General features: G+C 63.0%; 30 protein-coding genes and 3 pseudogenes. 13 read left to right on the top strand and 20 right to left on the bottom strand.

What is annotated here, in order from left to right:
* Positions 1-24: 24 nt before the first annotated feature.
* The 7 genes and pseudogenes from AC0V7N_RS16295 to AC0V7N_RS16265 all read right to left on the bottom strand — a co-directional run bounded on the left by AC0V7N_RS16295 (position 25) and on the right by AC0V7N_RS16265 (position 5,318).
* Positions 25-393, bottom strand: coding sequence for a hypothetical protein (locus tag AC0V7N_RS16295; RefSeq protein ID WP_475459225.1), 369 nt, complete (start codon positions 391-393; stop codon positions 25-27).
* Between the two features lie 143 nt (positions 394-536).
* On the bottom strand, positions 537-1,079 hold the full coding sequence (locus tag AC0V7N_RS16290) for a hypothetical protein (RefSeq protein ID WP_475459223.1): 543 nt from the start codon (positions 1,077-1,079) through the stop codon (positions 537-539).
* A gap of 178 nt (positions 1,080-1,257) precedes the next feature.
* Positions 1,258-2,691 (bottom strand): aldehyde dehydrogenase family protein, encoded by a 1,434-nt coding sequence (locus AC0V7N_RS16285; protein WP_475459221.1) that lies wholly within the window; start codon positions 2,689-2,691, stop codon positions 1,258-1,260.
* Positions 2,692-2,868: 177 nt separating this feature from the next.
* Positions 2,869-3,251 (bottom strand): annotated as a pseudogene (locus AC0V7N_RS16280) (ACT domain-containing protein).
* Positions 3,252-3,258: 7 nt separating this feature from the next.
* Positions 3,259-3,735, bottom strand: a complete 477-nt coding sequence (locus AC0V7N_RS16275) for a GNAT family N-acetyltransferase (RefSeq protein WP_475459219.1) — start codon at positions 3,733-3,735, stop codon at positions 3,259-3,261.
* Between the two features lie 492 nt (positions 3,736-4,227).
* The gene (locus AC0V7N_RS16270; protein WP_475459216.1) at positions 4,228-4,968 is read right to left on the bottom strand and encodes an SDR family oxidoreductase; all 741 of its coding nucleotides are present in this window, start codon (positions 4,966-4,968) and stop codon (positions 4,228-4,230) included.
* A 62-nt stretch (positions 4,969-5,030) separates the two neighbouring features.
* Complete coding sequence (locus tag AC0V7N_RS16265; RefSeq protein WP_496627959.1) at positions 5,031-5,318, bottom strand: flavodoxin; 288 nt, start codon at positions 5,316-5,318, stop codon at positions 5,031-5,033.
* Here AC0V7N_RS16265 and AC0V7N_RS16260 point away from each other — a divergent pair.
* Positions 5,308-5,601, top strand: coding sequence for a hypothetical protein (locus AC0V7N_RS16260; protein WP_496627958.1), 294 nt, complete (start codon positions 5,308-5,310; stop codon positions 5,599-5,601). The two genes, AC0V7N_RS16265 and AC0V7N_RS16260, sit on opposite strands and share 11 nt — an antisense overlap.
* A 44-nt stretch (positions 5,602-5,645) precedes the next feature.
* Here AC0V7N_RS16260 and AC0V7N_RS16255 read toward each other — a convergent pair whose 3' ends face one another.
* Both AC0V7N_RS16255 and AC0V7N_RS16250 read right to left on the bottom strand, forming a co-directional pair.
* Complete coding sequence (locus AC0V7N_RS16255; RefSeq protein WP_475459211.1) at positions 5,646-6,635, bottom strand: aldo/keto reductase; 990 nt, start codon at positions 6,633-6,635, stop codon at positions 5,646-5,648.
* Positions 6,636-6,651: 16 nt separating this feature from the next.
* Positions 6,652-7,047 carry a (R)-mandelonitrile lyase gene (locus AC0V7N_RS16250; RefSeq protein ID WP_202327308.1) on the bottom strand — a complete coding sequence of 132 codons (396 nt, stop codon included), beginning with the start codon at positions 7,045-7,047 and terminating at the stop codon, positions 6,652-6,654.
* Between the two features lie 168 nt (positions 7,048-7,215).
* Here AC0V7N_RS16250 and AC0V7N_RS16245 point away from each other — a divergent pair.
* The 4 genes and pseudogenes from AC0V7N_RS16245 to AC0V7N_RS16230 all read left to right on the top strand — a co-directional run bounded on the left by AC0V7N_RS16245 (position 7,216) and on the right by AC0V7N_RS16230 (position 9,191).
* Positions 7,216-8,108: pseudogene (locus tag AC0V7N_RS16245) on the top strand (LysR family transcriptional regulator).
* Positions 8,109-8,176: 68 nt separating this feature from the next.
* Positions 8,177-8,554 carry an ester cyclase gene (locus AC0V7N_RS16240; RefSeq protein WP_475459207.1) on the top strand — a complete coding sequence of 126 codons (378 nt, stop codon included), beginning with the start codon at positions 8,177-8,179 and terminating at the stop codon, positions 8,552-8,554.
* Positions 8,555-8,628: 74 nt separating this feature from the next.
* Positions 8,629-8,910: a type II toxin-antitoxin system ParD family antitoxin gene (locus AC0V7N_RS16235; RefSeq protein ID WP_496627957.1), complete on the top strand. Its 282-nt coding sequence runs from the start codon at positions 8,629-8,631 to the stop codon at positions 8,908-8,910.
* Positions 8,907-9,191: a type II toxin-antitoxin system RelE/ParE family toxin gene (locus AC0V7N_RS16230; protein WP_475459201.1), complete on the top strand. Its 285-nt coding sequence runs from the start codon at positions 8,907-8,909 to the stop codon at positions 9,189-9,191. The genes AC0V7N_RS16235 and AC0V7N_RS16230 overlap by 4 nt, the downstream gene beginning before the upstream one ends.
* An 8-nt stretch (positions 9,192-9,199) precedes the next feature.
* On the opposite strand, the gene AC0V7N_RS16225 is transcribed toward AC0V7N_RS16230, so the two are convergent.
* The 6 genes from AC0V7N_RS16225 to AC0V7N_RS16200 all read right to left on the bottom strand — a co-directional run bounded on the left by AC0V7N_RS16225 (position 9,200) and on the right by AC0V7N_RS16200 (position 16,640).
* Positions 9,200-9,967, bottom strand: coding sequence for an ABC transporter ATP-binding protein (locus tag AC0V7N_RS16225; protein ID WP_475459198.1), 768 nt, complete (start codon positions 9,965-9,967; stop codon positions 9,200-9,202).
* Complete coding sequence (locus AC0V7N_RS16220; protein ID WP_475459195.1) at positions 9,964-10,953, bottom strand: ABC transporter ATP-binding protein; 990 nt, start codon at positions 10,951-10,953, stop codon at positions 9,964-9,966. Before AC0V7N_RS16220 ends, AC0V7N_RS16225 begins: the two co-directional genes overlap by 4 nt.
* Positions 10,953-11,795, bottom strand: a complete 843-nt coding sequence (locus AC0V7N_RS16215) for an ABC transporter permease (protein WP_475459192.1) — start codon at positions 11,793-11,795, stop codon at positions 10,953-10,955. The genes AC0V7N_RS16220 and AC0V7N_RS16215 overlap by 1 nt, the downstream gene beginning before the upstream one ends.
* On the bottom strand, positions 11,792-12,757 hold the full coding sequence (locus tag AC0V7N_RS16210; RefSeq protein WP_475459190.1) for an ABC transporter permease: 966 nt from the start codon (positions 12,755-12,757) through the stop codon (positions 11,792-11,794). Before AC0V7N_RS16210 ends, AC0V7N_RS16215 begins: the two co-directional genes overlap by 4 nt.
* Before the next feature lie 280 nt (positions 12,758-13,037).
* A complete protein-coding gene (locus AC0V7N_RS16205) occupies positions 13,038-14,579 on the bottom strand; it encodes an ABC transporter substrate-binding protein (protein WP_475459187.1) in 1,542 nt (513 codons plus the stop codon).
* 36 nt (positions 14,580-14,615) lie between these two features.
* The gene (locus tag AC0V7N_RS16200; RefSeq protein WP_475459184.1) at positions 14,616-16,640 is read right to left on the bottom strand and encodes a CocE/NonD family hydrolase; all 2,025 of its coding nucleotides are present in this window, start codon (positions 16,638-16,640) and stop codon (positions 14,616-14,618) included.
* A gap of 76 nt (positions 16,641-16,716) precedes the next feature.
* Between AC0V7N_RS16200 and betI the strand changes: the two genes are divergently transcribed.
* The 3 genes and pseudogenes from betI to AC0V7N_RS16185 all read left to right on the top strand — a co-directional run bounded on the left by betI (position 16,717) and on the right by AC0V7N_RS16185 (position 19,760).
* Positions 16,717-17,307: a transcriptional regulator BetI gene (gene betI / locus AC0V7N_RS16195; protein WP_475459182.1), complete on the top strand. Its 591-nt coding sequence runs from the start codon at positions 16,717-16,719 to the stop codon at positions 17,305-17,307.
* A gap of 133 nt (positions 17,308-17,440) precedes the next feature.
* Entirely contained in the window at positions 17,441-18,517 is a 1,077-nt protein-coding gene (locus tag AC0V7N_RS16190) for a YeiH family protein (protein WP_475459179.1), read from the top strand.
* A 195-nt stretch (positions 18,518-18,712) separates the two neighbouring features.
* Positions 18,713-19,760, top strand: a pseudogene (locus AC0V7N_RS16185) (alpha/beta hydrolase family protein).
* 223 nt (positions 19,761-19,983) lie between these two features.
* Here the strand turns inward: AC0V7N_RS16185 and msrC are convergent.
* The 4 genes from msrC to AC0V7N_RS16165 form a co-directional block, all read right to left on the bottom strand.
* Positions 19,984-20,481, bottom strand: a complete 498-nt coding sequence (gene msrC, locus AC0V7N_RS16180; RefSeq protein ID WP_475459176.1) for a free L-methionine (R)-S-oxide reductase MsrC — start codon at positions 20,479-20,481, stop codon at positions 19,984-19,986.
* Between the two features lie 176 nt (positions 20,482-20,657).
* On the bottom strand, positions 20,658-20,987 hold the full coding sequence (locus AC0V7N_RS16175; RefSeq protein WP_475459174.1) for a GYD domain-containing protein: 330 nt from the start codon (positions 20,985-20,987) through the stop codon (positions 20,658-20,660).
* A 192-nt stretch (positions 20,988-21,179) separates the two neighbouring features.
* Positions 21,180-22,064, bottom strand: coding sequence for an AraC family transcriptional regulator (locus AC0V7N_RS16170; protein WP_475459172.1), 885 nt, complete (start codon positions 22,062-22,064; stop codon positions 21,180-21,182).
* Positions 22,065-22,197: 133 nt separating this feature from the next.
* Positions 22,198-23,079 (bottom strand): AraC family transcriptional regulator, encoded by an 882-nt coding sequence (locus AC0V7N_RS16165; RefSeq protein WP_475459169.1) that lies wholly within the window; start codon positions 23,077-23,079, stop codon positions 22,198-22,200.
* 191 nt (positions 23,080-23,270) lie between these two features.
* On the opposite strand from AC0V7N_RS16165, the gene AC0V7N_RS16160 reads away from it, so the two are divergent.
* The 5 genes from AC0V7N_RS16160 to AC0V7N_RS16140 all read left to right on the top strand — a co-directional run bounded on the left by AC0V7N_RS16160 (position 23,271) and on the right by AC0V7N_RS16140 (position 26,214).
* The gene (locus AC0V7N_RS16160; RefSeq protein WP_475459166.1) at positions 23,271-24,005 is read left to right on the top strand and encodes an SDR family oxidoreductase; all 735 of its coding nucleotides are present in this window, start codon (positions 23,271-23,273) and stop codon (positions 24,003-24,005) included.
* Positions 24,006-24,010: 5 nt separating this feature from the next.
* A complete protein-coding gene (locus AC0V7N_RS16155) occupies positions 24,011-24,757 on the top strand; it encodes an SDR family NAD(P)-dependent oxidoreductase (protein WP_475459164.1) in 747 nt (248 codons plus the stop codon).
* A gap of 29 nt (positions 24,758-24,786) precedes the next feature.
* A complete protein-coding gene (locus AC0V7N_RS16150; protein ID WP_475459162.1) occupies positions 24,787-24,996 on the top strand; it encodes a hypothetical protein in 210 nt (69 codons plus the stop codon).
* Between the two features lie 183 nt (positions 24,997-25,179).
* Positions 25,180-25,506 carry a nuclear transport factor 2 family protein gene (locus AC0V7N_RS16145; RefSeq protein WP_475459160.1) on the top strand — a complete coding sequence of 109 codons (327 nt, stop codon included), beginning with the start codon at positions 25,180-25,182 and terminating at the stop codon, positions 25,504-25,506.
* 138 nt (positions 25,507-25,644) lie between these two features.
* The gene (locus AC0V7N_RS16140) at positions 25,645-26,214 is read left to right on the top strand and encodes a DNA-3-methyladenine glycosylase I (protein ID WP_475459158.1); all 570 of its coding nucleotides are present in this window, start codon (positions 25,645-25,647) and stop codon (positions 26,212-26,214) included.
* A gap of 18 nt (positions 26,215-26,232) precedes the next feature.
* Here AC0V7N_RS16140 and AC0V7N_RS16135 read toward each other — a convergent pair whose 3' ends face one another.
* Entirely contained in the window at positions 26,233-26,391 is a 159-nt protein-coding gene (locus AC0V7N_RS16135; RefSeq protein WP_475459156.1) for a hypothetical protein, read from the bottom strand.
* Between the last annotated feature and the right edge of the window lie 61 nt (positions 26,392-26,452).

Raw genomic sequence — 26,452 nt, 5'->3', positions numbered from 1 at the left:
CAATTGGCAAGGAGCACCCCAAAATCAGGCTTCTGGAATGATGGCGTCGCGAGGCAGGATTCCGCACCGCTCCTTTGCGTAATCCCAAGCGGAAAAAGGCGGATCGACCCGTCGCCCGGGCGGTGTCTTGATGAACGGATCCAGGCCAAACAAACTGTATGTCGCAAACCGCTGTTCGGCGGTTGCTTCCGGTTTGAAAGCATTTTCCAGTTCGCCGTCTACTATGGCGCGGCAATGCTCCACCGCCTCTTCGTAGGTTGCGAATTGTCCGTCCAAATACCGATGACTCTCATCACGATAATGGAAATTATCGTCGACGAAGACCTGGTAGAGACTCTCGTTGAGCTCTAACTTTTCCAGCTTCGGCTCACCCGCGGTTCGTGCGGGAAACACCCAGGAATTTCCGCAACACCATCATAAATGGTTGGTGGCTGGAGGCAACCAAAGCTCGATCCCTTCGCTGATGGCAACCAGGTTACCACCGGCCACTTCCCGCGGGCAAGCAAGCGCGCCATCGAACAGTCAATTCGGAGATGCTACCGGTATTTGACGTCCGTCCGATAGAACCACCGCCTTGTCCACTCAAAGGGTCCGTACCAATCGGTCCCGTCACAGACCATCTTCAATGGCTTGTATTTTTGAGACTCGATCCAAATAGTGCATCCGAATGACTGTAGCCGGGGCTTCAACAACACTTTCTTGTAGGAGACGACGACAGCGTCAACGCCGTCCAATCTCTCCTCTCGGCGACGATGGCAATCCGATTTCTTTTGTATTCTGTCCAGATCATGAACATCAACCGAGTGGAGCTGCCGCGAGGCCCAGCGCGCATAGGGCTGCCTCCTTTCGTAGCGAATGCCCGGCGCGAACACGAACTCGCGGTGCATAAAATAGGGCCGCGTTCCAGAACCCACGAACTGTTCCGTCATTTGAAGGGATGCAGTCCGTAAGGCCTCCTCGTCACTCGCTTTCAGGATGTCGCATTCCGGCTCTGGGCGAACATCCTGAGCCGCCTTTGATGTCAAAGGCGTGCAGATAAAGCAAACGGCCGCCACGATGATGCGCAGATACAGGCTCATTTGGCGATGTAGAGCACAACTAATCGCGTAGCGCGAGACTAAGAATTGGGGTCTTAATGATTTTGCGCAGTATAAAGACAAGGCCGCCACGCCAATTATTCGGTGTGGCGGCCTTGGATGCCAAAAAAGACGAGCCGTTTCGGTCGGCATTGCTACCTGCCCGAAACCGCGTCAAAACCTACTCAGCCGCCTCATACCCAGCGATGCCCTTGATCTCGAGGAAATCCTCTAGCCCGTATTCGGCATATTCACGGCCGTTGCCCGACTGCTTGTAGCCGCCGAAGGGCAGGCCGGCGTCCCAGGTCGGATAGTTGATGTAGACATTGCCGGAGCGCATGCGTGCCGCCACGTCGCGGGCCTTCTGGATGTCCTTGGCCTGGATGTAGGAGGCAAGGCCGTAGACGGTGTCGTTGGCCTGCTCGACCGCCTGTTCGACCGTGTCATAGGGCAGGATCGCCAGCACCGGCCCGAAGATTTCTTCGCGCGCGATGCGCATGTCGTGGGTGACGTCGGCGAACACGGTCGGCCTGATGTAGTAGCCGCGGTTGAGTTCGGCAGGACGGCCGGGGCCGCCGGCGACCAGCGTCGCCCCCTCGTCGATGCCGGCCTGAATCAGGTCCTGGATCTTGTCGAACTGGATCTGGCTGACGACCGGGCCGAGCTTGGTGTTGGCGCCGTCGGCCGGGCCGACCACGAACTTTTCCGCTGCCGCCTTGGCATAGCCCGCCGCTTCGTCGTGACGCTCGCGCGGCACGAACATGCGGGTGGGCGCGTTGCAGGACTGGCCGCTGTTGCTGAAGCAGCCTGCGACGCCCTTGGAGACGGCGGTGGAGAGGTCGACATCCGGGAACAGGATGTTGGCCGACTTGCCGCCCAGTTCCTGATGCACGCGCTTGACCGTGTCGGCGGCGGCCTTGGCCACCAATATGCCGGCGCGGGTCGAACCGGTGAACGACATCATGTCGATGTCGGGATGGCTGGACAGCGCCTGGCCGACGCCCGGGCCGTCGCCATTGACGAGGTTGAACACGCCCTTCGGCACACCGGCCTCGTCGATGATCTCGGCGAAGATGATGGCATCGAGCGGTGCGATCTCGGACGGCTTCAGCACCATGGTGCAGCCGGCGGCGAGCGCCGGGCCGACCTTGCAGGTGATCTGGTTCAGCGGCCAGTTCCACGGCGTGATCAGGCCGACGACGCCGATCGGCTCCTTGACGATCAGCGCGCTGCCCTTGACGTGGCGGAACTGGAAAGTCCGGAGCACTTCCGCCATTTTGGTCAGATGCGCCAGCCCAATGCCGACCTGGCTGTCGAGCGCCATCTGGCGCGGCGCGCCCATTTCGCGCGACACGGCCAGCGCCAGATCCTTGGAGCGCTTCTTGTAGACCTCGATAATACGGTTCAGGACATCGAGGCGCTCTTCCACCGAGGTGCAGCCGAACGAGTTGAAGGCGCGCTTGGCGGCCGCGACCGCCTTGTCGACATCGGCCTTGGAGCCGAGCGAGATCTGCGCGAAGGCATCCTCGTTCGAGGGATCGATCACATCGAGCGTGTTGGGCACAACAGGATCGACCCACGCGCCATCGATATAGAACTGCAGATTGTGTGACATGGTTTTCTCCTTGGGGGTGCCGTATGGCCGTTCCGGCCGTGATATCTGGCTAGAGATAACGATGCACAAACCGCGCTGTCAAACGCAACCCCCGAAGTGGTTGAGCCAGCGCCCCCAGTGATTGAGCCAGACGAGTTGGGCCAGCGAACCCAGCCGTTATCGATGGCATGGGATGAATTACAGCAGCGTGTGTCCTGCCTCGATCAGATGCTGTCTCGCCGCTTCCTGATCCGCCGCTTTCACCAGCAGATGATCCCCGTCGAAGGTGGACACCAAAAAGATACCCAGCCCGTTTTCCGACAGCGGCTGGATGACCGACAACACGATGCCGGTTTCGTCGAAAGCAAAGGGCCCCTGCAATTTGAAGGCGACCCAGTCGCCATCGTGCCTGACCGTGCCTGGAACGCGATCCTGCAAGCATGTGATCGAAAGCTCGTCGTCGGTCCTGGTGATGCTGACAAAGCCCGGCCCGTCCGCCCGCCGGGAATGCTGTCACTCGCACCGAGCCGCGAAATCGCGTACGACCCGGAAAGTTGCTTCAATCGCAGCCATTGTCGAATTCCCTCCTCAGATTGCCGGTGATCCCGTGAGCCTCTTGCTCATATAGACCGTCATGCCACCCATGAACGCCTCCTCCCGGTCGATCGTATAGCCATGCCGCTTGTACAGCGACACATTGGCGGCGAAAGCACCGTTGGTCAGCAGGCGCAGCTCCGGGCGGCCAGCTTCGAGCGCCTTGCGTTCAGCCCGCACCAGCAAAAGCCGGCCGATGCCCCTGCCCTGCGCCTCTGGCGACACGCAGACATTCTCGATCCACAAATGGTCGTCGGCCAGCATGGTTTCGATCATCCCGACAATGCGGCCGTCTGCGACGGCGAGCTCGAACGGATGCTCGGCAACAGCCTTCTCGTAGTCGGCGCGCATCGGCAGTGGCTCGCGGCCGATCACTGGAACCCATTTGGCATAGGCGGCGCGCACGATATCCCTGATCGCGGCAGCGTCAGCGGGTTCGGCCGGCCGAAACCGGATGGGATTGTTTGTCATCACAAGACTCCAGGCATGAAAAACCCCGCCGGCTTATGTCGCGGGCGGGGCTGGAAACGAACGAACCGGATTTATTGTGCCGGCCCTTGTCGTCGCGCAAACAGCTTGCCGCTCCGCACTGTGCGGCGGCGTCGCTGGGTGTTGGTGGGCGCGAGAGCGGACATGACGCCAAGCTGGAGCATGAAGCGCGGCGCGTCAAGGTTTGGGGATTGGCCAATGCCCCCGACTTCGTCATCCACGGGCGGAGCAAGGAGCGTAACGACGCAGCGCAGACCCGAGGATCCATGCCGGGACTCTGAAGCGTCACTACGGTCCAGAATTCTGCACCGCTGCACTCCACGGCTGAGGTCGCGGCATGGATCCTCGGGTCTCCGCGACGCCGCTACGCGGCTGCTCCGCCCGTGGATGACGAAGCGTTGTGCTCTTCCGCCAATCGCCAAAGGCATGCCGCCCGAGACGCAAACGAGAAGTTAAACTTCGACGCCGAGGCGCTCAATACTCCTGCGCCGTCGGCCGAAACAGGATCTCGTTGATGTCGACCTCATCGGGCTGGCTCATGGCGAACACCACCGTCCTGGCGAAAGAGTCCGCCGGGATCGCCACCCGGTCATAGAGCGCGCGCACGCCCTCGGCGACATCGGGCTCGGTGACGCTGGCGGGCAGTTCGGTCGCCACCGCGCCCGGCGAGATGATGGTGGTGCGGATGTTGTAGGGTTTCACTTCCTGCCGCAGCCCTTCCGAGATGATGCGCACCGCGTGTTTGGTGGCGGCATAGACGGCGCCGCCCGGCCCGACCTTGTGGCCGGCCACCGACGACACATTGATGATGTGGCCGCTCTTCTGCGTCTTCATGTGTGGCAGTGCGGCGGCAATGCCGTAGAGCACGCCCTTGATGTTGACGTCGATCATCCGGTCCCAGTCCTCGACCTTGCCGCGCTCCAGCGGCGAGTGCGGCATCAGCCCGGCATTGTTGATGATGACGTCGACCCGGCCATGCGTTTTCACCGCATGGTCGACAAGCCGCCGGACCTGGCCGACATCGGTGACGTCGGTCGAAAGGATGGCGTCCTTGCCGAGCGACAGCTCACCGGCCAGCACTTCCAGCCGGTCGAGGCGGCGCGCGCCCAGCACGAGCTTCGCACCCTCTTTCGCCAGAAGCCGTGCGGCGGCTTCACCGAGCCCGCTGCTGGCGCCGGTGATGACGACGACCTTGCCCTTGATGTTCTCTGTCATGGGATTTTCCTTTCTGATTTTCTCTTCGCTACTCGCGGCAACTTGCGTGTTCGAATGGCGGATCAGCCGGGCACCTTGACACTGCCGAGCCAGCTTATGACCTGCTCAAGCGTCTCGCGCTCCTGGTCGCATTGCTTGGAAAAGCCTTCGACCAGCCGCGCTTCCGGGGCATGATCGGCGAGAACCTTCAGGCTCTGCCCAAGGCCGTAGCCACCATGGGTGATGAACGATACCAAGGTCTTGCCGGAAAGGTCGTGTCGCGACAGGAAGGAGCGGATCACCGAGGGCGCGGTCATGCCCCAGATCGGAAATCCGAGGAACACCGCCTCGTAGGATTGGATGTCCGGCACCGTGGTGGCGAGCGGCGGTTCGAAACCGGACTTCCCGCTGCTGTTCCGCCATGGCGACCTGTTCCCGATAATCTTCCGGGTAGGGATCGGCGGTCCGTATCTCGAAAATATCCGTTCCCAGAGCACGGCTGATCTGGCGCGCAATGACGCGCGTGTTGCCGGTGCGGGTGTAGTACGCCACCAGACGCTTGCCGCCCTGCCGCGCGTTCGATGCGCTGGCAGGACGGCCCAATCCGGTACTCAATGGTACCGCAAGCGCGGTCATCAGCGCACTCCGTCTTGAGAACAGGCCTGGCTGACGCATCTTGCTCTCCTTGCCGCTTGGCCTCAGCGATCGATCCGTGCCGCCTGTTGCGGAGAATAGCGCTCGCCCTGCACGGCGATCGCCGAGACCGCGTTTTCGATGTTGGCAAGATCGTCCGCCGTCAGCGCGACAGCGGATGATCCGATGTTCTCCTCGAGGCGGTTGAGCTTCGTCGTGCCGGGGATCGGAACGATCCACGGCTTTTGTGCCAGCAGCCACGCGAGCGCGACCTGTGCCGAGGTCACCTTCTTCTGTGCTGCGATCGCGACGATCGCATCGACCAGCGCCTGGTTCGCCTTGCGCGCCTCCTCCGCAAAACGCGGCACGGTGTTGCGGAAGTCGCTGCTGTCGAACGTCGTGCTGGCGTTGATGGCGCCGGTCAGAAAACCCTTGCCCAGCGGGCTGAACGGCACGAAGCCGATCCCCAGTTCCTCGAGCACCGGCAGGATCGCCTCCTCGGGTTCACGCCACCACAGCGAGTATTCGCTTTGCAGGGCGGCGACCGGCTGCACCGCATGCGCGCGCCTTATGGTGCGCACGCCCGCCTCGGAGAGGCCGAAATGCTTCACCTTGCCCTGGCTGATCAACTCCTTCACCGCGCCCGCCACCTCTTCGATCGGCACGACCGGGTCAACGCGGTGCTGATAGAGGAGATCGATGCGGTCGGTCCTCAACCGCTTGAGCGAGGCCTCGACGACGTCGCGAATATGCTGCGGCCGGCTGTCCATGCCCTCATGTCCGGCCGAACCGGCGATGTCGATGCCGAATTTGGTGGCGATCACCACCTGGTCGCGGATTGGCTGCAGCGCCTCGCCGACGACCTCCTCGTTCTTGAACGGTCCATAGACCTCCGCGGTGTCGAAGAAGGTGACGCCGCGCTCGAACGCCGAGCGGATCAGGCGGACTGCATCCGCCGTCTCCATCGGAGCCCCGTAGGAGTGGCTCATCCCCATGCAGCCAAGGCCGATGGCCGAGACTTCGAGACCGCTATTTCCAAGTGTGCGCTTTTGCATTGTCTTGCTCCTTTGTTCAGGCCTGGTACTGCGCGTCGCTGACATGCTCCATCCAGTCGACCGCCTTGCCGTCGAGCGCCTCCTGGATGGCGATGTGGGTCATGGCGGTGGTGGGCGCGGCGCCATGCCAATGCTTCTCGCCGGGCTCGAAGCGAACCACGTCGCCCGGCCGGATTTCTTCGATCGGCCCGCCTTCGCGCTGCACCCGGCCGCAGCCGGCGGTGACGATCAGCAATTGCCCGAGCGGGTGGGTGTGCCACGCGGTGCGTGCGCCGGGCTCGAAAGTGACGGCATTGCCGGCCGCCCGGGCCGGCGCGATTGCCGCAAACAGCGGGTCGATGCGCACCGTGCCGGTGAACCAGTCGCCCGGGCCCTTGCCCGAGGCTTGCGAGCCGCTTCGCTTGATATCCATGGTCTTTTTCCTTCTTCACGCCGGGCAGGACGCTGCCACTGGCTTGAGGGGCCGCCGACTTCGGGCAGCCGCCTATGATGGTGTCTATATGATGGCGTCTATTTAGCGCCTGCGATTAGCCGCGATTAGGTGCTATATCCGGCATGTACTTATGAGAGAGGCTCATCAATGCCGCGAGACAATCTGAACGAGCTGACCGCCTTCCTCGCCGTCGCGCGGGAAAAAGCTTCACCCGGGCGGCGGCACAGCTTGGCGTTTCTCAATCGGCGCTCAGCCACACGGTGCGTGCGCTGGAGGAGCGGCTGGGCGTGCGACTGCTCACCCGCACCACACGCAGTGTTTCGCCGACCGAAGCCGGCGAGCGGCTGATGCGCTCCATCGGGCCAAGGCTCGACGAGATCGAGGCCGAACTCGCCGCGCTCAGCGCCCTGCGTGAAAAGCCCGCCGGCACCATCCGCATCACCGCCGGCGAGCATGCCGCCGACGCGATCCTGTGGCCGGCGATTGCCCCGCTGCTGCCGGATTACCCCGACATCAAGGTCGAGATCATCGTCGACTACGGCCTGACCGACATCGTCGCCGAGCGCTATGACGCCGGCGTGCGGCTAGGCGAACAGGTGGCGCATAACATGATCGCGGTGCGCATCGGCCCCGACATGCGCATGGCGGTGGTCGGCGCGCCGGCCTATTTCGCCAAGCGGCCGAAGCCGCGCGTGCCGCAGGATCTGACCACCCACAATTGCATCAACCTGCGCCTGCCGACCTATGGCGGGCTCTATGCCTGGGAGTTCGAAAAGGCCGGGCGCGAACTGAAAGTACGCGTCGAGGGCCAACTCATCTTCAACACGGCGGCGCTGCGCATGAATGCGGTGCTGGCCGGCCTCGGCTTGGCCTATCTGCCCGAGGACCAGGTGCGCGCGCATCTGACCGACGGCCGGCTGGTGCGGGTGCTGGCCGATTGGTGCGCGCCCTTCCCCGGCTACCACCTCTATTACCCCAGCCGCCGCCAGGCGACACCAGCCTTCTCGCTGCTGGTCGATGCGCTGCGCTATCGCGGTTAGGCGGTCTGGACTGTATCCGCAGTCGTTCTATCTTCGCGATCAAGCCTGATCTTTGCGGAGCCATCGCCGTGACCGAAACCGACCTCTACCGAGGCTACATCGACTGCCTCAACAATCAGGATTGGGCGCGGCTGCATCGCTACGTCCATGACGAGGTTCACTACAACAGTGAGCGGGTCGGCCTGTCAGGCTACCGCGCCATGCTGGAGCGGGATTTTCGCGAAATTCCGGATCTCTATTTCGACGTCCAGCTGCTGATCTCCGAGCCACCGTTCATCGCCAGCCGCATCCAGTTCAACTGCACGCCAAGAGGGACCTTCTTCGACCTGCCCATCAATGGCCGCAAAGTCTCGTTCAGCGAGAATGTGTTTTATGAATTTCTGAACGACCGGATCAGGAACGTCTGGTCGGTGATCGACAAGGCGGCGATCCAAGCGCAGCTTTGATGGCATGTGATGGATGCCTCCTTCTTGCGGCTGGTGGTAAACTTGCCTACCTTGTGTCGCAGGAGAACACCCAGATGGCGAATGTAGAGAAGGTGAGCGTTGCCCTTACCCCTGAAATGGCAAGCATGATGCGCGAGGTCGTCGCAGCCGGCGAATACGCCTCGGCAAGCGAAGTCATGCGCGAGGCGTTGCGCGAATGGAAGTTTCGCCGGACACAACGCGATCAGGCCGTTGAAGAGTTGGGCAGGCTTTGGGACGAAGGCATGACAAGCGGCAACGCTGTTGATGGACGAGAGGCCTTCGCCCGGATCAAAAGCAATCTCGATGCAAGGATCGCCGAGCGCACGTCGCGATGACGCTGCGCCTACGACCGGAAGCCGAAGCGGATATCGAAACCATCGCGCTCTACATAGCCGAGGATAGCCCCTCCGCGGCATTGCGTTGGTATGATGAGATCCATGCCCATTGCCAGCGCATTGCAGACATGCCCGGAATGGGCGTTGCGCGTCCGCACGTACGGCCGGGGTTGCGCACGTTCCCGGTCGGAAATTACCTGATCCTCTATCGCCAGATCGACGATGGCGCGGAGATCGTGCGTGTCGTTCATGGCGCACGTCAGTGGCAGGAATTGCTATAATCCGAGTCTCAGCCCGGCGGCCCTGCGTGGCTAACACTCGGCCAAGCCGCCAGCAATTCCCTGGTGTAGTCTTCCCGTGGCGCGCCGAACAGCGCTCCGACCTCACCGCCCTCGACCACCTTGCCGGCGCGCATGACGACGGCATTTTCGGCGATCAGGCGCACGATCGCCAGATTGTGGCTGATGACGACCAGCGTGATGTTGTCCGACCGCCTGATGTCCTGCAGCAGGTTGAGCAGGTCGCCTTGCACCGAGACGTCGAGGCCGGCGGTCGGCTCGTCGGCGATCAGGATCGACGGCTTCATCAAGAGCGCCCGGGCGATCGCCACGCGGCGCGCCTGACCGCCACTGATCTCGTGCGGGTATTTGTCGATGACGCCCGGCGGCAGACCGAGACGGTTGAGGATGACGCGCAGCCGTTCATGCGTCGCCGCTTGCGGCTCCCTCAACACCGTGCCAACCTCGCTCATCAGCGTGCGGATGCGGCTACGCGGCGACAGCGAGGCGGCCGGATCCTGGAAGATCGGCTGGATGAAGCTGGCGCGTTCTTTCAGCGCCGCGCGGCCATGCACCAGCGGATTGCCGAGGATCCGGATCTCGCCCCGGTCGAGTTTTTGCAGGCCAAGCACGGCGCGCATCAGCGTCGTCTTGCCGGAGCCGGATTCGCCGACAATGCCGAAGCATGTCCCTTGCGGGATGGTGAGCGACACGCCGTCGAGTGCCGCGGTCTCGCCGAAACGCAGTTGCGCATCGCTGATCGAGATCGCGGCGGTCATGGCGTCGCCAGCCGCAGGCAGCGGGCGCTGTGCCCGGCGTCATTACGGACGGGATAATCACCCGGATTGACGACAGCGCAATCCTCGAACGAGACATCGCAGCGGCCGTTGAAGATGCAGCCGGGCGGCCGCCGGCGCGGGTCCGGCAGGTCGCCCGCAATCACCGTGAAGCGGTTTTGCGCGGCATCGGCATGGCGCTCGCGGTCGATCGGCACCTCGCAGTCGAACAGCATGCGCGTATAGGGATGGCCGGGCTGGCGCTGCACTTCGCCGACCGTGCCGCTTTCCAGTTTCTCGCCGGCATAGAGCACCGAAATCGCGTCGCAATATTCGGTGACCAGGCCGAGGCTGTGGGTGATCAACAGCACCGCGCAGCCGATGCGGTCGCGCAAGCCGATGATCTCGCGCATGATCTGCGCCTCGACGGTGACGTCGAGCGCCGTGGTCGGCTCGTCGGCGATCAGCAGCGCCGGTTCGGACAACAGGGCCATGGCGATCACCACGCGCTGGCGCATGCCGCCGGACAGTTCATGCGGATACTGGTTCATGCGCCGCCCGGGATTGCTGAGCCGGACCTTGGCCAATGCATCTTCGGCCATCGCAACCCGCGTCTTGCGGTCGCTGCCGGGGGCGCGCCGACGCAGCACCTCGCAAAGCTGCGTGCCGATGGTGAACACCGGATTGAGCGACAGCATCGGGTCCTGAAAGACCATCGCCATACCACGGCCGCGCAAGGCAGCCGTCGCGTTGGGCTTCGTCAGGTCGAAGCTTTTGCCCTCGATCGTCGCCGTGCCCGAAATGACCTTGGCGTTGTTGGCAAGCAGGCCCATCAAGGCGAACGCGACGGTGGACTTGCCGCTGCCGGATTCGCCCACCAGGCCGAGCATCTGGCCCTTCTCAATGTCCAGTGACACGCCGCGCAGCGCATGCGCGGTGCCCTGCTGCAGGCTGTAGTCGACTGAGAGATTGCGCAGCGAAATCGTCATCAGCGTGCCCCCGTCGACTTGGGATCGATGACGCGGCGCAGCGCTTCGCCAAGCAGCGTGGCGCCGAGCGTGGCGATGGCCAGCACCAAAGCGGCGGCAACCGTCGGCCACCAGGACTGGTTGATCGAGATGAAGCCGTCCTTGATCAGCGTGCCCAGCGAGGATTTCGGCGGCTGCACGCCAAAGCCGAGGAAGGACAGCGAGGCCTCGAAGGCGATCACCACCGGCAGGTTCATGCTGGCCAGCACGATGATCGGCCCGGCGACATTGGGCAGATAGTGTCGGACCACGATGGTGACGGGATGGACGGCGAGCATCCGCTCGGCCTCGATGAAGGAGAGATTGCGCAGCGTCTGCGCCCGGGCCCGCGCCATGCGGCCGAACTGCGGGATGAAGACGACAGTCACCAGCAGCACGAAGGTGGCCGAACCCTTGCCGTAGAGCGCGATCAGCGCGAAGGCGAGGATCAGCGGCGGGAAGGCATTGACGATGTCGAAGAGTGCCGTCACCGCCCGGTCGACCCAGCCGCCGGCAATGCCCGCGACAATGCCGATCAGCGAGCCGATGATCGACGAGATGACGACGATCATCACCGCAAGCGTCAGCGCATAGCGCGTGCCGACCGAGGTGCGTGCGGCAAGGTCGCGGCCGAGATTGTCGGTGCCCAAGAGATGCATCAGCCCCGGTGCCGCGAAGCGGGCCTTGATGTCGATGGCGTTGGGGTCCGGGCTGACCAGCGGCCCGACAAGCGCGAACACCAGGATGAGACAGGTGAAGGCCAGGCCCAGCCGGCCGTCGCGTTCCGAGCCGATGCGTTTGAGCGTCGCGAAAAATCCGCTCATCCGCGGCCCGCCGCGATACGGGGGTCAAGCAGCGCGTTGATCATGTCGACCACGAGATTGGCGACGATGTAGAAGGCGACGATGAACACCACGCAGGCCTGCACCACGGGATAGTTGCGCTGCGCGATCGAGTTGAAGATCAGGCTGCCAATGCCCGGCCGCGCGAAGATGATCTCGACGACGACAGAACTGCCGATCAGGTCGCCAAGCCCGATGCCGAGGATCGACACGACCGGCACCAGCGCGAGCTTCAGCGCGTAGAGGCCGACGATGCGGTATTCCGACACGCCATAGGCGCGCAGCGTGCGCACATGCAGCTCCGCCAGTGTGTCGAGCAGTGCGGCGCGTATCAGCCGCGAGATATAGCCAACCCAGCCGAGCGCCAGCGCCACCGAGGGCAGGATCAGATGTTGCAGCCGGTCCGCGATGTCGCCCGGCGCTCCGGCACCCGCCACCGGCAGCCAGTGCAGGCCGATGGCAAAGACGAGGAAAAGAATGACCGACACCACCAGCGTCGGCGTGGTGATGAAGGAGATCGACAGCAGCGCCAGACCACTGTCCAGCCACGAGCCCGGCTTGAGCGCGGCGATGACACCGATCGGAATACCGACCAGCAATGCCAGCGCCAGGGCGCTGAAGGCCAGCGCCAGCGTGTTGGGAATGACCTCGAGCACGATGTCGAGGATCGGACGGTGCGAGACGACATCCTCGCCGAAATTGCCGGTCACCGCGCGACTGGCGAACAGCCAGAGCTGTTCGAGCAGGCAGCGGTCGAGCCCCATGTCATGGATGATCTGGGTACGCAGTGCCGGTGTTGCCCTCGGCCCCAGCATCACCGAGGCGAAATCGCCCGGCACCAGCCGCACCATCAGGAACAAAAGCAGCGTCGCGCCGGCAATGGTCAGCACCACCGATGCGAGGCGGCTGGCGATGAAAGCGGCGGTCCGTCGCGCTCTGGTCATGGGTAGTCGAACTTGGTCAATGGCTTCAACCTGTTCTGGAGATGGCCGATTGTCGAGGCTGGCGCCAGGCCCCCTCATCCGGCCGCTTCGCGTCCACCTTCTCCCCGAGGGGAGAAGAGGCTGGCGCTCGTACCGGCTCCTCCTCTCCCCTCGGGGAGAGGTCGGATTGCCCCGAATTGCTGCTGCAATTCGGTCTTGGCAATCCGGGTGAGGGGGTCTTTGCCCTTATGCGACTTCTCTACCATAAACGGGGAGGGTTGGTGGCAGCCCCCTCGCCCGCTCACGCCTTGTCAAAAAACTCGAACTGCCAGTCCTTGCCATTGGGCAGGAACACCGGCTTCAGCCAGGCCGCGTCGACGAAGAAGTTGCGGCCATGCGTGATCCAGATGCAGGAGGCCGATTCATCGAGCAGCTTCTGCATCTTGATATAGATCTCCTCGCGCTTGGCCTTGTCCAGCGTCTCCAGCCCTTCCTGGTGCAGCCTGTCGAATTCGGGGCTGTTCCAGCGCTGCCAGTTCCACAGGCCGATCTGGCTGGCGAGGAACCATTGCGTCTGGAAACTCGGGTCGAACTTGGACGTATAGGGGATGAGCGTCAGCTCGAGATCCTTGCTGGCGTCGTCGGCGCCGAGCGCCCAATAGGCGCCGGAATCCATCGCATTGATGGTGAGCGTGATGCCGACCTCGGCAAGGTTTGCCTGGGCGATCTGGGCGACAGCCAGCGAGGTCGCGTCGTTGAGACAGGTGAAGGTGAAAGCAAGGTTGGACTTGCCAGCCTCGCTGAGCAGCTGCTGCGCCTTGGCGACATCCCTGGTGTAGAGCGGCGCGTCGGCCCAATTGCCGAGCAGACCCGGCGCCAGCAGCGTCTTGGCGCGCGAGGTGGCGCCGGAATAGGCGCCCTGGATGATGGCGTCGACATCGATCGCGTAGCGGATCGCCTGGCGAACTTTCAGCTCCGCCAGATCGCCCTTCACGACATTGATGCCGATCCAGGTGTAGTCGATGCCGGGAATGTCGATCACCTTGGTGTCGGGCAGGCCCTTGGCGGTGTCGAGTTGGTCGGCGTCGAAGGCGGTGAAGTCGAGTTCCTTCGCCTGATAGGACAGGAACGAGGTCTTGTGCTCGGGGATGATCTTGCCGGTGATCTCCTCGAAATGCGCCTTGTAGGGGCCCTTGTAGTCCGGGTTGGCGGCGAGCACGAACTGCTCCTTCGGCCGCCATTCCTTGAGCACCATCGGGCCGGAGCCGATCAGCGTCGTGGCGATCTTGTCGCCAAGCTGCTCGCTCGCCTTCTTCGACAGGATCGCGCCCGACGCATCGCAAATGCCGATCAGCCAGAGCGCCGCCGACGGATGCTTGAGGATCAGCTTGCCGGTGTATTTGCCGGTGACCTCGACCGACTTAAGCGCTTCCAGATCGTCGGCATAGGCAAGCTTCTTGCCGTTCTTGTCACCGTTGATGTAGCGGTCATAGGTAAACTTGACGTCGTCGGCCGTCATCTCGCCGAAACCGCCGGTGAACAGCTGGCCGGGGTTGAGCTCGAAGTCGAACTCGGTCTCGGAAATCTGCTTGATCTCCTTGGCCGCGTCGTTGGTCCAGCTGGTCTTGCCCGGTTCGAAGCGCACCAGCGTCTGGCAGACCGCACGGATGATGTTGCCTTCGGTGGTGCCGACCCGGTTGCCCGGATCGAGATTGCCGATATCGGCGTCGAGCGCGATAATCGGGTTGGTCCGGCCAGCGGCGAATGCGAAGCGGGCATAGGGCAGGATCGCCAGTGCCGACGAGCCGGCCAGGAAGGTTCTGCGGTCGAATTTCATGCGCATTTTTGTTCCCCTTTTTGTTGGCTGCACGTTTGTTGGTTATAGGCAGTCGCGTGGAATGACCTCGTCGTAAGTCCGCTCGGCGAAGATCGTTCCCCGCTCGTAAGCCTTGACCCAGCCGCTTGCGTAGAAATTGTCGCGATCGCAGCTGATGGTGATTTCGCAATCGAGCCGCGCGTTCCAATCCGGCCGCGTCAGCTCCTCATGGCAGGTGATTTGCGTCACGCAGCTTGCCGGGTCGTTGTCCGTGATCCCGTAGATCTTGCGGCGCCATGAGGTGATTTCCGTGCCGGTTTCCTCGAAGACGAAACGGCCGTCATCCGACAGCGCCGTCAGTTCCGTGCGCTCGGTCGGCAGGTCCGTGGTCAGCGAGCGCAGCTGGCGTGCCGGCTCCTTGACCGTCACCGGCCGGGGCTCGGCCCACAGCGCCTCCTCGAAAGCGACGGGCGCGAGACCCTCCTCGCTGGCCAGAACCGCGAGATCGAGCCGGCAGCCCGTGGGGTCGAAGGTCAGCATGGTGCGTTCCGGCGATGGCCACGCCATCGGCCAGTAGGACGAGGAGATCGCCACCCGCAGCCTGTGTCCCTTGAGCACGATCTGCGCCACCGGCTTGAAGTCCAGCTCGACATCCTCGAACTCACCTGGCGTCAGCGGCTCGGGAAATTCATGGCTCTGGCGATGCGCCAGGTTGAGCAGCGCAAAGGCGATGAAGGCGGAAGTGCCGTCGGGCGCCAAATCGTTCAGCCGGACGCAGAGCTGCGCCTGCGGCTTGTCCGCCGCGACGCGCAGCCTGATTTTCGAGACGCCGGTGAGCGGCAGGTCGGCGTCCATGACAGCGCTGTCGAAGCACAGCGAGCCGCCATCGTCGGCGCGCTGGTCGCGCGCGCCTTCGGCCGAGATGCGGCCCTGGCCATAGGGGCACCATTCCTGCCCCTGCACGCCTGTGGTGAGCGGCGAGGAAATGGCCGGCCTCGCCTCGCCGGCATCCTGTTTTTCGCCGAGCTTGCCATCACCGTTCAGCCACAAGGTCTTGCCGCCGATCTGGCTGGCCGGCCATTGCGGCAAGCCGAGCCAGCGGCCGGGCCTGAAATCGATATGCGAATGCGGCCGGGCATAGTCCATCAGATAGAGGCGCATGTCCGGTTCCCGGTCGGCGCCATTGTCGATGCCCTTCAGCCAGCGGTCGTACCAGCGGATGCATTCCTGCAGATAGCCCACTGCCGGGCCGGGCACGCCATAGTTCGGCTCCTTGTGGCCCCATGGACCGCAAATGCCCTTGGCCGGTCCCTTGAGGTTCTTGACCAGACTGAAGATGGTCTGCGTATAGCCGTCGAGATAACCGCCGACCGCCAGCACCGCGCATTCGATTGCCGAGAAATCCTCGCAGACCGAGCCTTGTTTCCAGAACGCGTCGCGGCGCTGGTGCTTCAGCCATTCGGCGGCATGGTTCTTGTGGTCGTCGAGCCGGTCCTTCCACATCTGCCGCCAGCGGTCTTCACCGACGACGGCCGGGTCCGGCGGCAGCGCCGAATAGCCGAACAGCGCCCCGCCCCAGCCGAAATTGTCGTTGATGACCAGGCCGCCATTGTAATGCGCGTCGCAGGCATAGCGGTCGTCGGTCGAGCATGACGTGACGATCGCCTTCAGTTGCGGCGGCCGGCGCGCCGCGACCTGCAGGCCGGAGAAACCACCCCAGCTGTTGCCGATCATGCCGGCAACGCCGGTGCACCATGGCTGCGCGCAGAGATGGTCGAGGATCTCCAGCGCATCGTCCTGCTCGCGTTTGACATACTCGTCGTCGAGCAGGCCCTCGGAATCGCCGGTGCCGGCGATGTCGACGCGGGCTGAGGCATAGCCATGGCCGGCGAAGAACAGATGCATCTCCTCGTCACCGGTGCGCGTGCCGTCGCGGCGGCGATACGGTATGTATTCGAGGATCACCGGGACGGGGTTTTGCTCGGCGTCATCAGGCAGGAACAGGCGGGCGGCCAGCTTGCGGCCGTCGGCAAGCGGAATCCAGTGGGTTTCGACCGTTCTGACTCCGGAAATGACGACGCTTGGCATGTGAACTCCGGCTTGGATTGAATGACGATATGATATATTGAATGGCCAATCAATATATAAACGAGAAGGCTTTGCAATGGCGAAACGATCCATCAAGGCGATGCGCCGCAACGAGCTGGTCGACGCCGCGATTGCCGCTGTCGGCGAGGAAGGCATGTCCGGCGCCACCATGGCGGTCATCGCGCGGCGCGCCGGCATGTCGGCCGGCCTGGTCAACCACTATTTCGACAGCAAGGAAGAGCTGATGGCGCTGGCCATGCGCAACCTGTCGAACCTGTTCCGCCAGGACATCCTGAAGCTCGCGCCCGCCGACCCGACGCCGGCGCAGCGGCTGAAGGCGATCGTCGACGGCTCCTTCGCGCCGCAGCATCTGGGCGTGCCCAAGCGCGCCGTGACCTGGATGCAGTTCATGATCGCCGCGCAGACAGAGCCGCGCATCAAGCATCTCTACCACCTGACCGGCGCGCGTTTCGTCTCCAACATCCGCTATGCCGTCAAGCAACTGGTGCCGCCCGGTGAGGTCGACGACATCGTCGACGGCATCGCCGCCCTGATCGACGGCTTCTTCTGGCAGAGCGCCGGCGAATACGAGGAAGAGGATCTGGAGCGCGCGCGGCGGATCTGCTGGCGCTATGTCTGTTTGCTGATACCGGAGGTTGAGGGGTAGGGAATTCCTTCGATGAGCCGCTTCCGAATGAAAGAGATCGTTCGGAAAAATCGATCATTCCAACCATAACAATTCGTTGGAAAGATCGGTTCAGGAATGGCATTCTCCTGGGGTACTTTCCTGGAGAATTGCATTGTCTTCCCTGACCCGCATCGCGAACGATATTCCGAAAAGCCTGATACCGGCCGATCTGGCCGCGGGCCGCAAGCGGCTCGATTCGGCGTGGAACGGCGTCATTCCCGGCATCGTGCTGGTGGCGATGATCACAGCGGTTGCTTTCTCGGCGCACAATGTCTCCGGCTTTGCGCTGTTCAGCCCCATGATCCTGGCAGTCGTCGCAGGCATGGTCTATTCCAACGTGCTCGGCACGCCCGCTCATGCCAAGGCCGGCATTGCCTTCTCGCAAAAGCGCCTGCTGCGCTTCGCCATCGTGCTGCTCGGCTTCCAGCTGACGCTCGGCCAGGTCGTCTCGATCGGCGCCAGCGGCGTCGGCATCGTGGCGGCGACGCTTGGCGCCACCTTCCTCTTCACCGTCACGCTCGGCCGGCTGATCGGCGTCGACCGTAAGCTGGCGCAGCTGATCGCCGCCGGCACCTCGATCTGCGGCGCCTCGGCCATCGTCGCCACCAACATCGTCACCGATGCGCGCGACGAGGACGTCACCTATGCCGTCGCCTCGATCACTTTGTTCGGCACCGTCGCCATGCTCGGCTTCCCGCTGCTGGCGCCGCTGCTTGGCCTCGACCAGCACGCCTTCGGCCTGTGGGCCGGCGCCTCGATCCATGAGGTGGCGCAGGTCATCGGCGCCGGTTTCCAGAACGGCACCCAGTCCGGCGAGATCGCCACTGTGGCCAAGCTGACGCGCGTTGCCATGCTGGCGCCGATGGTCATCGCGCTCGGCCTGATGGCCCGCCGCAAAATGAGCAGCGACCAGTCAAGCGACCAATCGGCAGCACGCCCACCCATGCCATGGTTCGTCGCCGCTTTTATCGCCGTCGTGGCGCTGAACAGCCTGGTTACCGTGCCGGCCGAAGTGAAATCGGCGATGGCGCTCGCCACCACCATCATGTTGACCATGGGTCTCGCCGCCATGGGCCTGCAGGCCGACATTTCGCAGTTGCGCTCGCGCGGCCTGCGCCCGCTGGCGCTCGCCTTCTGCGCCTTCCTGTTCATCGGCGGCTTCAGCCTGATGCTGGTGAAGCTGGCCTAAGGCTCAAAGGCCGCGCGCCACGGCAACGCCGTTCGCGCCAAGCGGTCCTCAATCACGATCAAGCACGTCCTCGATCATGATCGAGGTCTCCCTCTGCGTTCATATCCGCCGATATCGCGGCATGAACACAGCAACCGAACCGTCCGGGCGCCAAACCTCCAGCCTTGGCGCACGCGTTCGGCAACGGAGATCTCAATGAAGTTCTGGACCATGCTTTGCACCATTCTTGTTTCGACAATGCTGATGCAACATCAAGCCAACGCCGGCGACGACGTCGGCGTTCGCCACCTCCCCGCCCCGTCCAGGGAGCGCGGCATCGATCTCGACGTGACGGTCTGGTATCCGGCGCAGCCAGGTGGCGAGCCGGTAAATCTCGGCGACAGCGAGTTGTTCGTCGGCACGTCAGCCATGCGCGATGCGCCGATATCCGGTGGAAGATTTCCGCTGATCCTGTTGTCGCATGGCGCCGGTCTGGCGGGGACCCCGCAGGCGCTGAGCTGGATTGCAACGCCCTTGGCGAGGCAGGGCTTTGTCGTCGCCGCTCCCACGCATCCGGGAAATGGCGGGAAAAACCGATCCGCCGCCGAGACGATGAAACTCTGGCTGCGCCCCGCCGATCTCACGGCGACGCTGGACGCGATCGGCAAGGACGGCTTTTTCGGCGATCACCTCGAGCAAGGCAAAGTCGGCGTTCTCGGCCTTTCCATGGGCGGCAACACGGCACTGGCGATTGCCGGCGCCCGCGTCGACGCGAAACGGCTGGCGGCCTACTGCGATACGGACCGGCTCAATGCCTCGCTTTGCCAGTGGATCAGGCAAAGCGGTGTCGATCTCCACGCCATGGATCTGCGGCCCGCCGGCCGCGACAACAGCGACGCGCGCATCCGCTTCGCCATGGCGATCGATCCCGCGCCGGTCGATGTCTTCGACGCCAAAAGCTTCGCCGGCATCAGGATTCCGGTCGCCATGGTCAATCTTGGTCGGCCGGGAAAATCCGGCAACCGCCGACGCCTCCGGGATTGCGAAAGCAGTTTCAAAGGCGAGCTATGCGACGATCGAGGATGCCAGCCACTACAGCATGTTCGGTGCGTGCAAGCCCGGCGCATTGGCCATCATCGTGTCCGAAGAGATCGGTGACCCGGTCTGCGATGATGGAGGTGGGCGGTCGCGCGGCGCGATCCATGCCCAGCTGATCGATATGGCGGCCGCGGCGTTCACGCGCGCGCTGAAGGCGGGACGGTAGGCTTGCGAGGCAGCGCTCTACGAGGCCCCCCTCTGTCCTGCCGGACATCTCCCCCTCAAGGGGGGAGATCAGATGTCATGACTGTCTTCGCCAATTTTCAACGTTGCAAGACGAGAGCCGGCGCCGCAGCTGCCAATCTCCCCCCTTGAGGGGGAGATGTCCGGCAGGACAGAGGGGGGCGCCGTAGAGCTCGACCCCAACGCTTATCCTGATATCGCCTCGCTCAATCCTCGAACGAACTCGACGCGGCGTAGATCGCCGCCAGCGTCTCGATACCCGCCTGGTCGGCCTTGTCGAAGCGGCCAGGCAGCGGGCTGTCGAGATCGAGCACGCCGAACACGCCTTCATCGTCTTCGAGCAGCACCACGAGTTCCGAGCGCGAATCGGCGTCGCAGGCGATGTGGCCGGGGAAATCGTGCACGTCCTTGATCAGCATCGAAGTGCCGAGTTCGACCGCCGTTCCGCACACGCCCTTGCCGACCGCGATGCGCACGCAGGCCGGCTTGCCCTGGAAGGGTCCCAGCACCAGTTCCTCGTCCGAGGCGAGGAAATAGAAGCCGGCCCAGTTGAGGTCAGGCACCATCTGGAAGATCAGCGCCGCCGTGTTGGCGGCATTCGCGATCGAGTCGCCCTCGCCGTCGAGCAGCGCCTTCAACTGGGTGGCGAGGTCGCGGTAGAACGCGGCCTTGTCTGACGTATCGATGGCCTTGGCCGCAAGCATGGCTTGTCTCCGTGTTCAGAATCGCGGTTGCGTTTCAGCAAGCTCTCTGCACCAAACGACCACCGGACGATACTAGCTTGAATTCCAGTCGCCGCGAAAGTCGGAAGAACATGCCCTGTCCGACACTCGGCAGCACGGCATCGAACCGTGCTGCCTTGATCAAGAAGGCAAGTCCATCAGCCGGCGGGTTTGTAAGCGCCGGCAGCCTTCTTGGCGGCCGCGAGCACTGCCTTCATGTCGAGTTCTTCCAGTAAAACCATCTCGGTCAGCGAGCCGCTCGCTCGCACCGCAAGGGACATGCCAACCCCCGCTGACTGGTCCGGCACCTCGCCATTGACAACGACGTCATAGATGCCGCGCGTGAACATCACGCTGGTCACCTTGCCGCCAACGCTTTCAAAAAGCGCCTTGACCGCAGCCTGCCTGTCCGAGCCTTGCATCAATCCTTTGGCGGCATGAGGCGCATAGTTTGCCAAGATAGTCACTTTCATGGGTATTTCCTCCAAATGTCATTGTCTCGTGCTGCTCCATAATTCGAGCGGCACGGAGTGATTTATTTTTCGGAACAATTGCAGGCGCCCTGGGACGCGTTGGCGGCCAAGGGCGCACTGCGGGATAAATATGCGCTGAAGCTGATATAATGACAATACCGGACACACCGTCCGCTTCTCGCGATCGGAAGGGACAGCTCGCTATTGCTATTTCAGAGGCAGAAAGAGCTCAACGACCACTTCGTGCAGCGGCCCTTCCGCGACGAGGGACAGGTGTCGTTGGCAATAGACCGGAAAGTCGCGCACTTCCTCGCCGCTGGCCGGAAGCCATTCACGATAAAGATAAAGTGCCGCGGGCTCGAGATTGTTGGTGTTGCCGGGGTAGCGCAGCACCGCGCAGCGTCCGCCGGGGATGACGCCGGCCTTCATCTGTCCGTCATTCTCATCGATCGGCTGATCGGTGCCGACACAAATGTCCATGCTGTAATCGGCCGCGACCGCGGGCTCCCGTTCGGAACGGAAGATGTTGAAGGTCGGGCTTGTCTCGGGCGACAGGCCGTGGGCTTTGCGCCAGGCGATGAACCGCTGGATGGTGTCCTGGAGCGTCGCCCGGTCGCCGCGATGCTCCATAACAGCCACCGGTGTTGGCGGCACATCGCGGATCATCACGTCGTCGGGTTCGAAGATTATCTGCATGAGCGTGTTCCTTGCTTTGTCGAAAGGCCCGAAGGCCATGAGCCACGCCCCCCAGTCTGGAGATTTCCGGAACGACGAAGGCGATTGTCCGAACCGTTGCCGGAAGGCGCGGGCGAAGGCATCCGGTGCGTCGTAACCGGCATCCATCGCTATATCGGTGACGCTTTGGGCGTCGCTTCCGGCAAGCCTGTACGAAGCGCGCTTCAAGCGGGCGAGCTGGACGTAGCGATGCACGGACACCCCGAAGGTTGAGGTGAACTGCCGGTGGAAATGGTATTTCGAAAACGCCGCGACGCCGCTCAACGCTTCCAGATCCAGATCGTCATCCAGATGCTGGTCTATATGGTCCAGCACCCGCCGCATCCGGGCATGGTAGTTTTCAAGTGCCGCCTTCAACGTCTCTTCCTCCGTGGCGACCCCAGTTAGGCGTTCCGATACATGGCACGCTCGACCGATCTTGCGGTTTGACGTGGGATCGACCGCAGCCCGCCAGCGGCCTCTTGCAGGCGCGTTATATGTGTCGGTGGTCCTACCGGCTTACCATGACATCGCGCAGCGGTGGGCGGCCGTAGAGCCGACTGTATTCGCGGCTGAATTGCGACGGGCTTTGATAGCCGACGCTGTAGCCGGCCGAGCCGACATCCAGGCGCTCGGTCAACATCAACCGCCGCGCTTCGTGCAGGCGCAGCTGCTTCTGGTACTGCATCGGCGTCATCGCCGTGACCGCCTTGAAATGGTGATGCAGCGACGACACGCTCATGCCGGCGTGTCCGGCCAGCTCTTCGATGCGCAGCGGCCGCGTGAAATTCTGCCGCAGCCAGGCGACGGCCTGGGCGATCCTGTTGCTTGGCGTCTCGACCATGGCGATCTGCAGCAGGCTGGGACCGAACGGACCGGTCGCCACACGGTAGAGTATCTCCTGCTCGATCAACGGCGCCATGGCCGCAATATCTTCAGGCCGATCGAGCAGGCGAAGCAGGCGCACAACGGCATCGAGAAGGTCCGGCGGTGCCTTGTTGACGGCGACGGCCCGCATCTCGCACTGGGCCGGCATCATTCCGATGCGACCGAACAGTTCCTTCAACCGCTCCGGCTCGATCCTGAGCCCAAGCCCAAGGTTCGGCACCTGCGGGCTCGCCTCCGTCACCCGCGACACGACCGGCAGGTCGAGCGACACGACCAGATAATCGCCAACGCCATAGGTGTGGAGTTCCGACCCAAGCATCAGGCTTTTCGCGCCCTGCACGACCAGCGCGAAGCAGGGCCATTGCGCGGTGTAGACGCTTTTGTCGGTCGAGGAACGCCGGCTGAAGAACAAGGTGTCGATCGCCGTCGCGCACTCCTCGTCCTCCCCCGTGAAGCGGGCGATGATCGACGCCATCTCGCCATAAGGGTCGTGTGCAGTCGTCAAACGGCACCTGAACTCTTCGAAATCATCATGACGCCGATCATATCCGATCCTGCAATCCCGGCCAGCGGCGACAGCCGATCTTTGCAGGATCATGCATGAATCTTGCAGGATCGCGATAACGCCCGGCGGTCGCCCCGTCGCATAACGCCGCCATCGGGAGCTTGGCTCCCAACCAACAGGCGGAGCCTTTCATGACAAGTTCACCCGGCAAAGTGGTGCTGATCACCGGCGCCTCGAGCGGCATCGGCGCGGCCACGGCCCGCCACCTCGCGGAGCGTGGCCACAGCATCGTGCTCGGCGCCCGGCGCACCGACCGGATTGCTGCTATCGCGCGAGACATCAAGCAGGCCGGCGGCCAGGCATTTTCCCGGGAACTCGATGTCACCGACCTCGACAGCGTAAAGGCCTTCGTCGCGGCCGCTCATGAGCGGCATGGCCGGGTCGACGTGCTGGTCAACAATGCCGGCGTGATGCCGCTGTCGTTCATGGCCGAGTTGCGCGTCGACGACTGGAACCGCATGATCGATGTCAATCTGCGTGGCGTGCTCAACGGCATCGCCGCCGTGCTGCCGGTCATGACCGAACAGAAATCCGGCCACATCATCAACGTCGCCTCGGTCTCCGGCCACCGCGTCGATCCCACGGCCGCCGTCTACAGCGCCACCAAATTCGCCGTCAGGGCGCTGTCGGAAGGGCTGCGCCAGGAAAGCCGGGACCTGCGCGTGACGGTGGTCAGCCCTGGCCTCACCCGCACCGAGCTGTTCGACGGCATCGCCAACCCGCAGGTCGAGGCCGGCGCCCGTGCCATGCTGGATGATGCCTCCATCCCGCCCGCTGCGATTGCCGAAGCGATCGGCTTTGCCATCGGCCAGCCTGACGGCGTCGACGTCAACGAACTGGTCGTACGCCCGACGGCGCAGGGCTGAGCATCATGAACGAACTTGCCAACCGAATTGCGCTGGTCCCTGGCGCCTCGAAGGGCATCGGCGCCGGGATTGCCAAAGCATTCGGTGTTGCCGGCGCGGCCGTCATCGTCAACTATGCGGCAGGTCAGGAGGCGGCCGAACGCACGGTCGCGGCGATTGTGTCGGCCGGCGGGCGCGCCGTCTCGATTCAAGCCGATGTTTCGCGCGCCGATGACGTACACAAACTCTTTGAGGCTGCGGAAGCAGCCTTCGGCACACCCGATATCGTCGTCAACAATGCCGGCGTCTTCAGCTTCGGTCCGATCGAGACGATGCCCGAGACGGAGATCAAGCGTCAATTCGACGTCAATGTCTTCGGCACGCTGTTCGTGATCCAAGAAGCCGTCAGGCGCTTCGGGCCCGATGGTGGCTCGATCATCAACCTGAGTTCGATAGGCAGCCAGAACACCGCTGCGAACATGTTGGTTTACTCCGCCACCAAGGGGGCGATCGACACGATCACCCTCGGCTTGTCGCGCGAGCTCGGCGCACGCAACATCAGGGTCAATTCCATCGCGCCCGGCTTCATCCAGACAGAGGGCCTAACCGAGGTCGGCATCAGCCGCGAGATGGAGCAACAAGTGATTGCCATGACGCCGCTCGGGCGCGCCGGCACGCCGGATGATGTGGCCAGGATCGCCGTCTTTCTTGCCTCCGATGCGGCAGCATTCGTCACCGGCGAGCGGATCATGGCCTCGGGCGGATGGCGCTGAAGTCGACAACAGCTGAATGGAGAAATGACATGACCGAAGCGATCGAAGTGACGACATTCAGGCTGAACGGCCAGTCCTGCGCCGAGTTCATCGCCGCCAATGCCGATATCGACGCCTGGCTGAAGCGCCAGCCGGGCTTCCTGTCGCGCCGCATCGCGGAGCGCGACGACGGCACCATTGCCGACGTGCTGCTCTGGGCCCGGTCGAGGCCGGCCGCAAGGCGGCAGGCGGCGTCATGACCGAGATGTGCCATTCGCCGGTGCACGCCATGATCGACGAGCGCACTATGGGCTAGGCCGTTGCGCCCGTTCGGAGCGGTTTCGCCTGACTGAAATCCACCGTGGGACAATCACACAGCCCATGCCTCACAATCGTTTTTTAATAACGGACGCTCCTATTCGATGAGAAGAGCAGAGATGGATATGGAAAAGATCATCGGGAAATTAATATCGGCAACAAACGCTTTTGCTGTTGAGAAAGCGCTTGCGCTGTTTTCTGAAAACGCGGTTATTGATGACGTATCTGTCGGTGACAAGTTTTCGAACACAGATGGTGTTCGAACCTATCTTGAGCGGTTCTTTGTCGGATATCACACTGTGAGCAAAATAGAATCGGTGGAAGTATTCGACAGTAGGCATGCCAAGGCACACATTGATTTCACCGGCGACTTCGGTCATGAGACGGGAACCTTGGATGTGACTGTCAACGCCAACGGTCTGATCGTAGCGATCGATGCTGATCTCGATTAAAGCCGAACATTTGCGATCTCCGCAAAGAGCACCCACACTGGTCGGAATGGGTTGGCTCTACACCGACAATCTCTGCGCGATTCGTTCATGCGCTCAGAGAGAAATGAGCTAACCCTTGTCGTGTGACGGAGGATCGCCATGGACATTCACGCACATCATCGCTGCGGCTGGGCCGAAGGCGACCCGCTGATGCACGCCTATCACGACGAGGAATGGGGCGTTCCGCAGCATGATGCCCGCATGCTGTGGGAAGTGCTGATGCTGGAAGGGTTTCAGGCCGGTCTTGCCTGGATCATCGTGCTCAGGAAACGCGAAGCCTTTCGCGCCGCCTTCGCCGGTTTCGACCCGCCGAAAGTCGCGCGCTTCGGCCCGGCCGATATCGAGCGGCTGATGGCCGATCCCGGCATCATCCGCGCCCGCGCCAAGATCGAAGCCACGATCCGGGGCGCGCAGATCTTCTGCGAGATGGCGGAGCGCGGCGAAAACTTCGCCGACTTCTGCTGGTCGTTCACCGATGGCAAGGTGCTGAAAAACGACGGCCACGGCTGGATCGCCTCATCGCCACTCTCCGAACGGATTTCCAAGGAAATGAAGCGCCGCGGCTTCAAATTTGTCGGCCCGACCATCGTCTATGCCTGGATGCAGGCCGTCGGCATCGTCAACCACCACGCCGCCGGCTGCTTCCGGCGATCGCAAGTCGCGCTTTGATCGCGGCGGCGTCGGTCCTTACATCGGGCGTTTGGGCTCGCTCTTTGGTGGCGTAGCCGTGTCGGAATCGGATTTCTTGTGCTTGTCGGCGGCAATCCTGCGGATGCGGTCGAAGCGGCTTTCCTCGGTTTTTTCGGTCGTGACGACCGTGCCTGGCTTCCGCACGAACGTGATCATGGATCCGTCTCCTGGGCTAGAGGCCTGTGCGCCGGGAGAAATCCCCCGGCGGTAATCATTT

Source organism: Mesorhizobium kamtschaticum (assembly GCF_056174585.1).
This window is presented reverse-complemented; position numbering and strand designations above follow the sequence as displayed.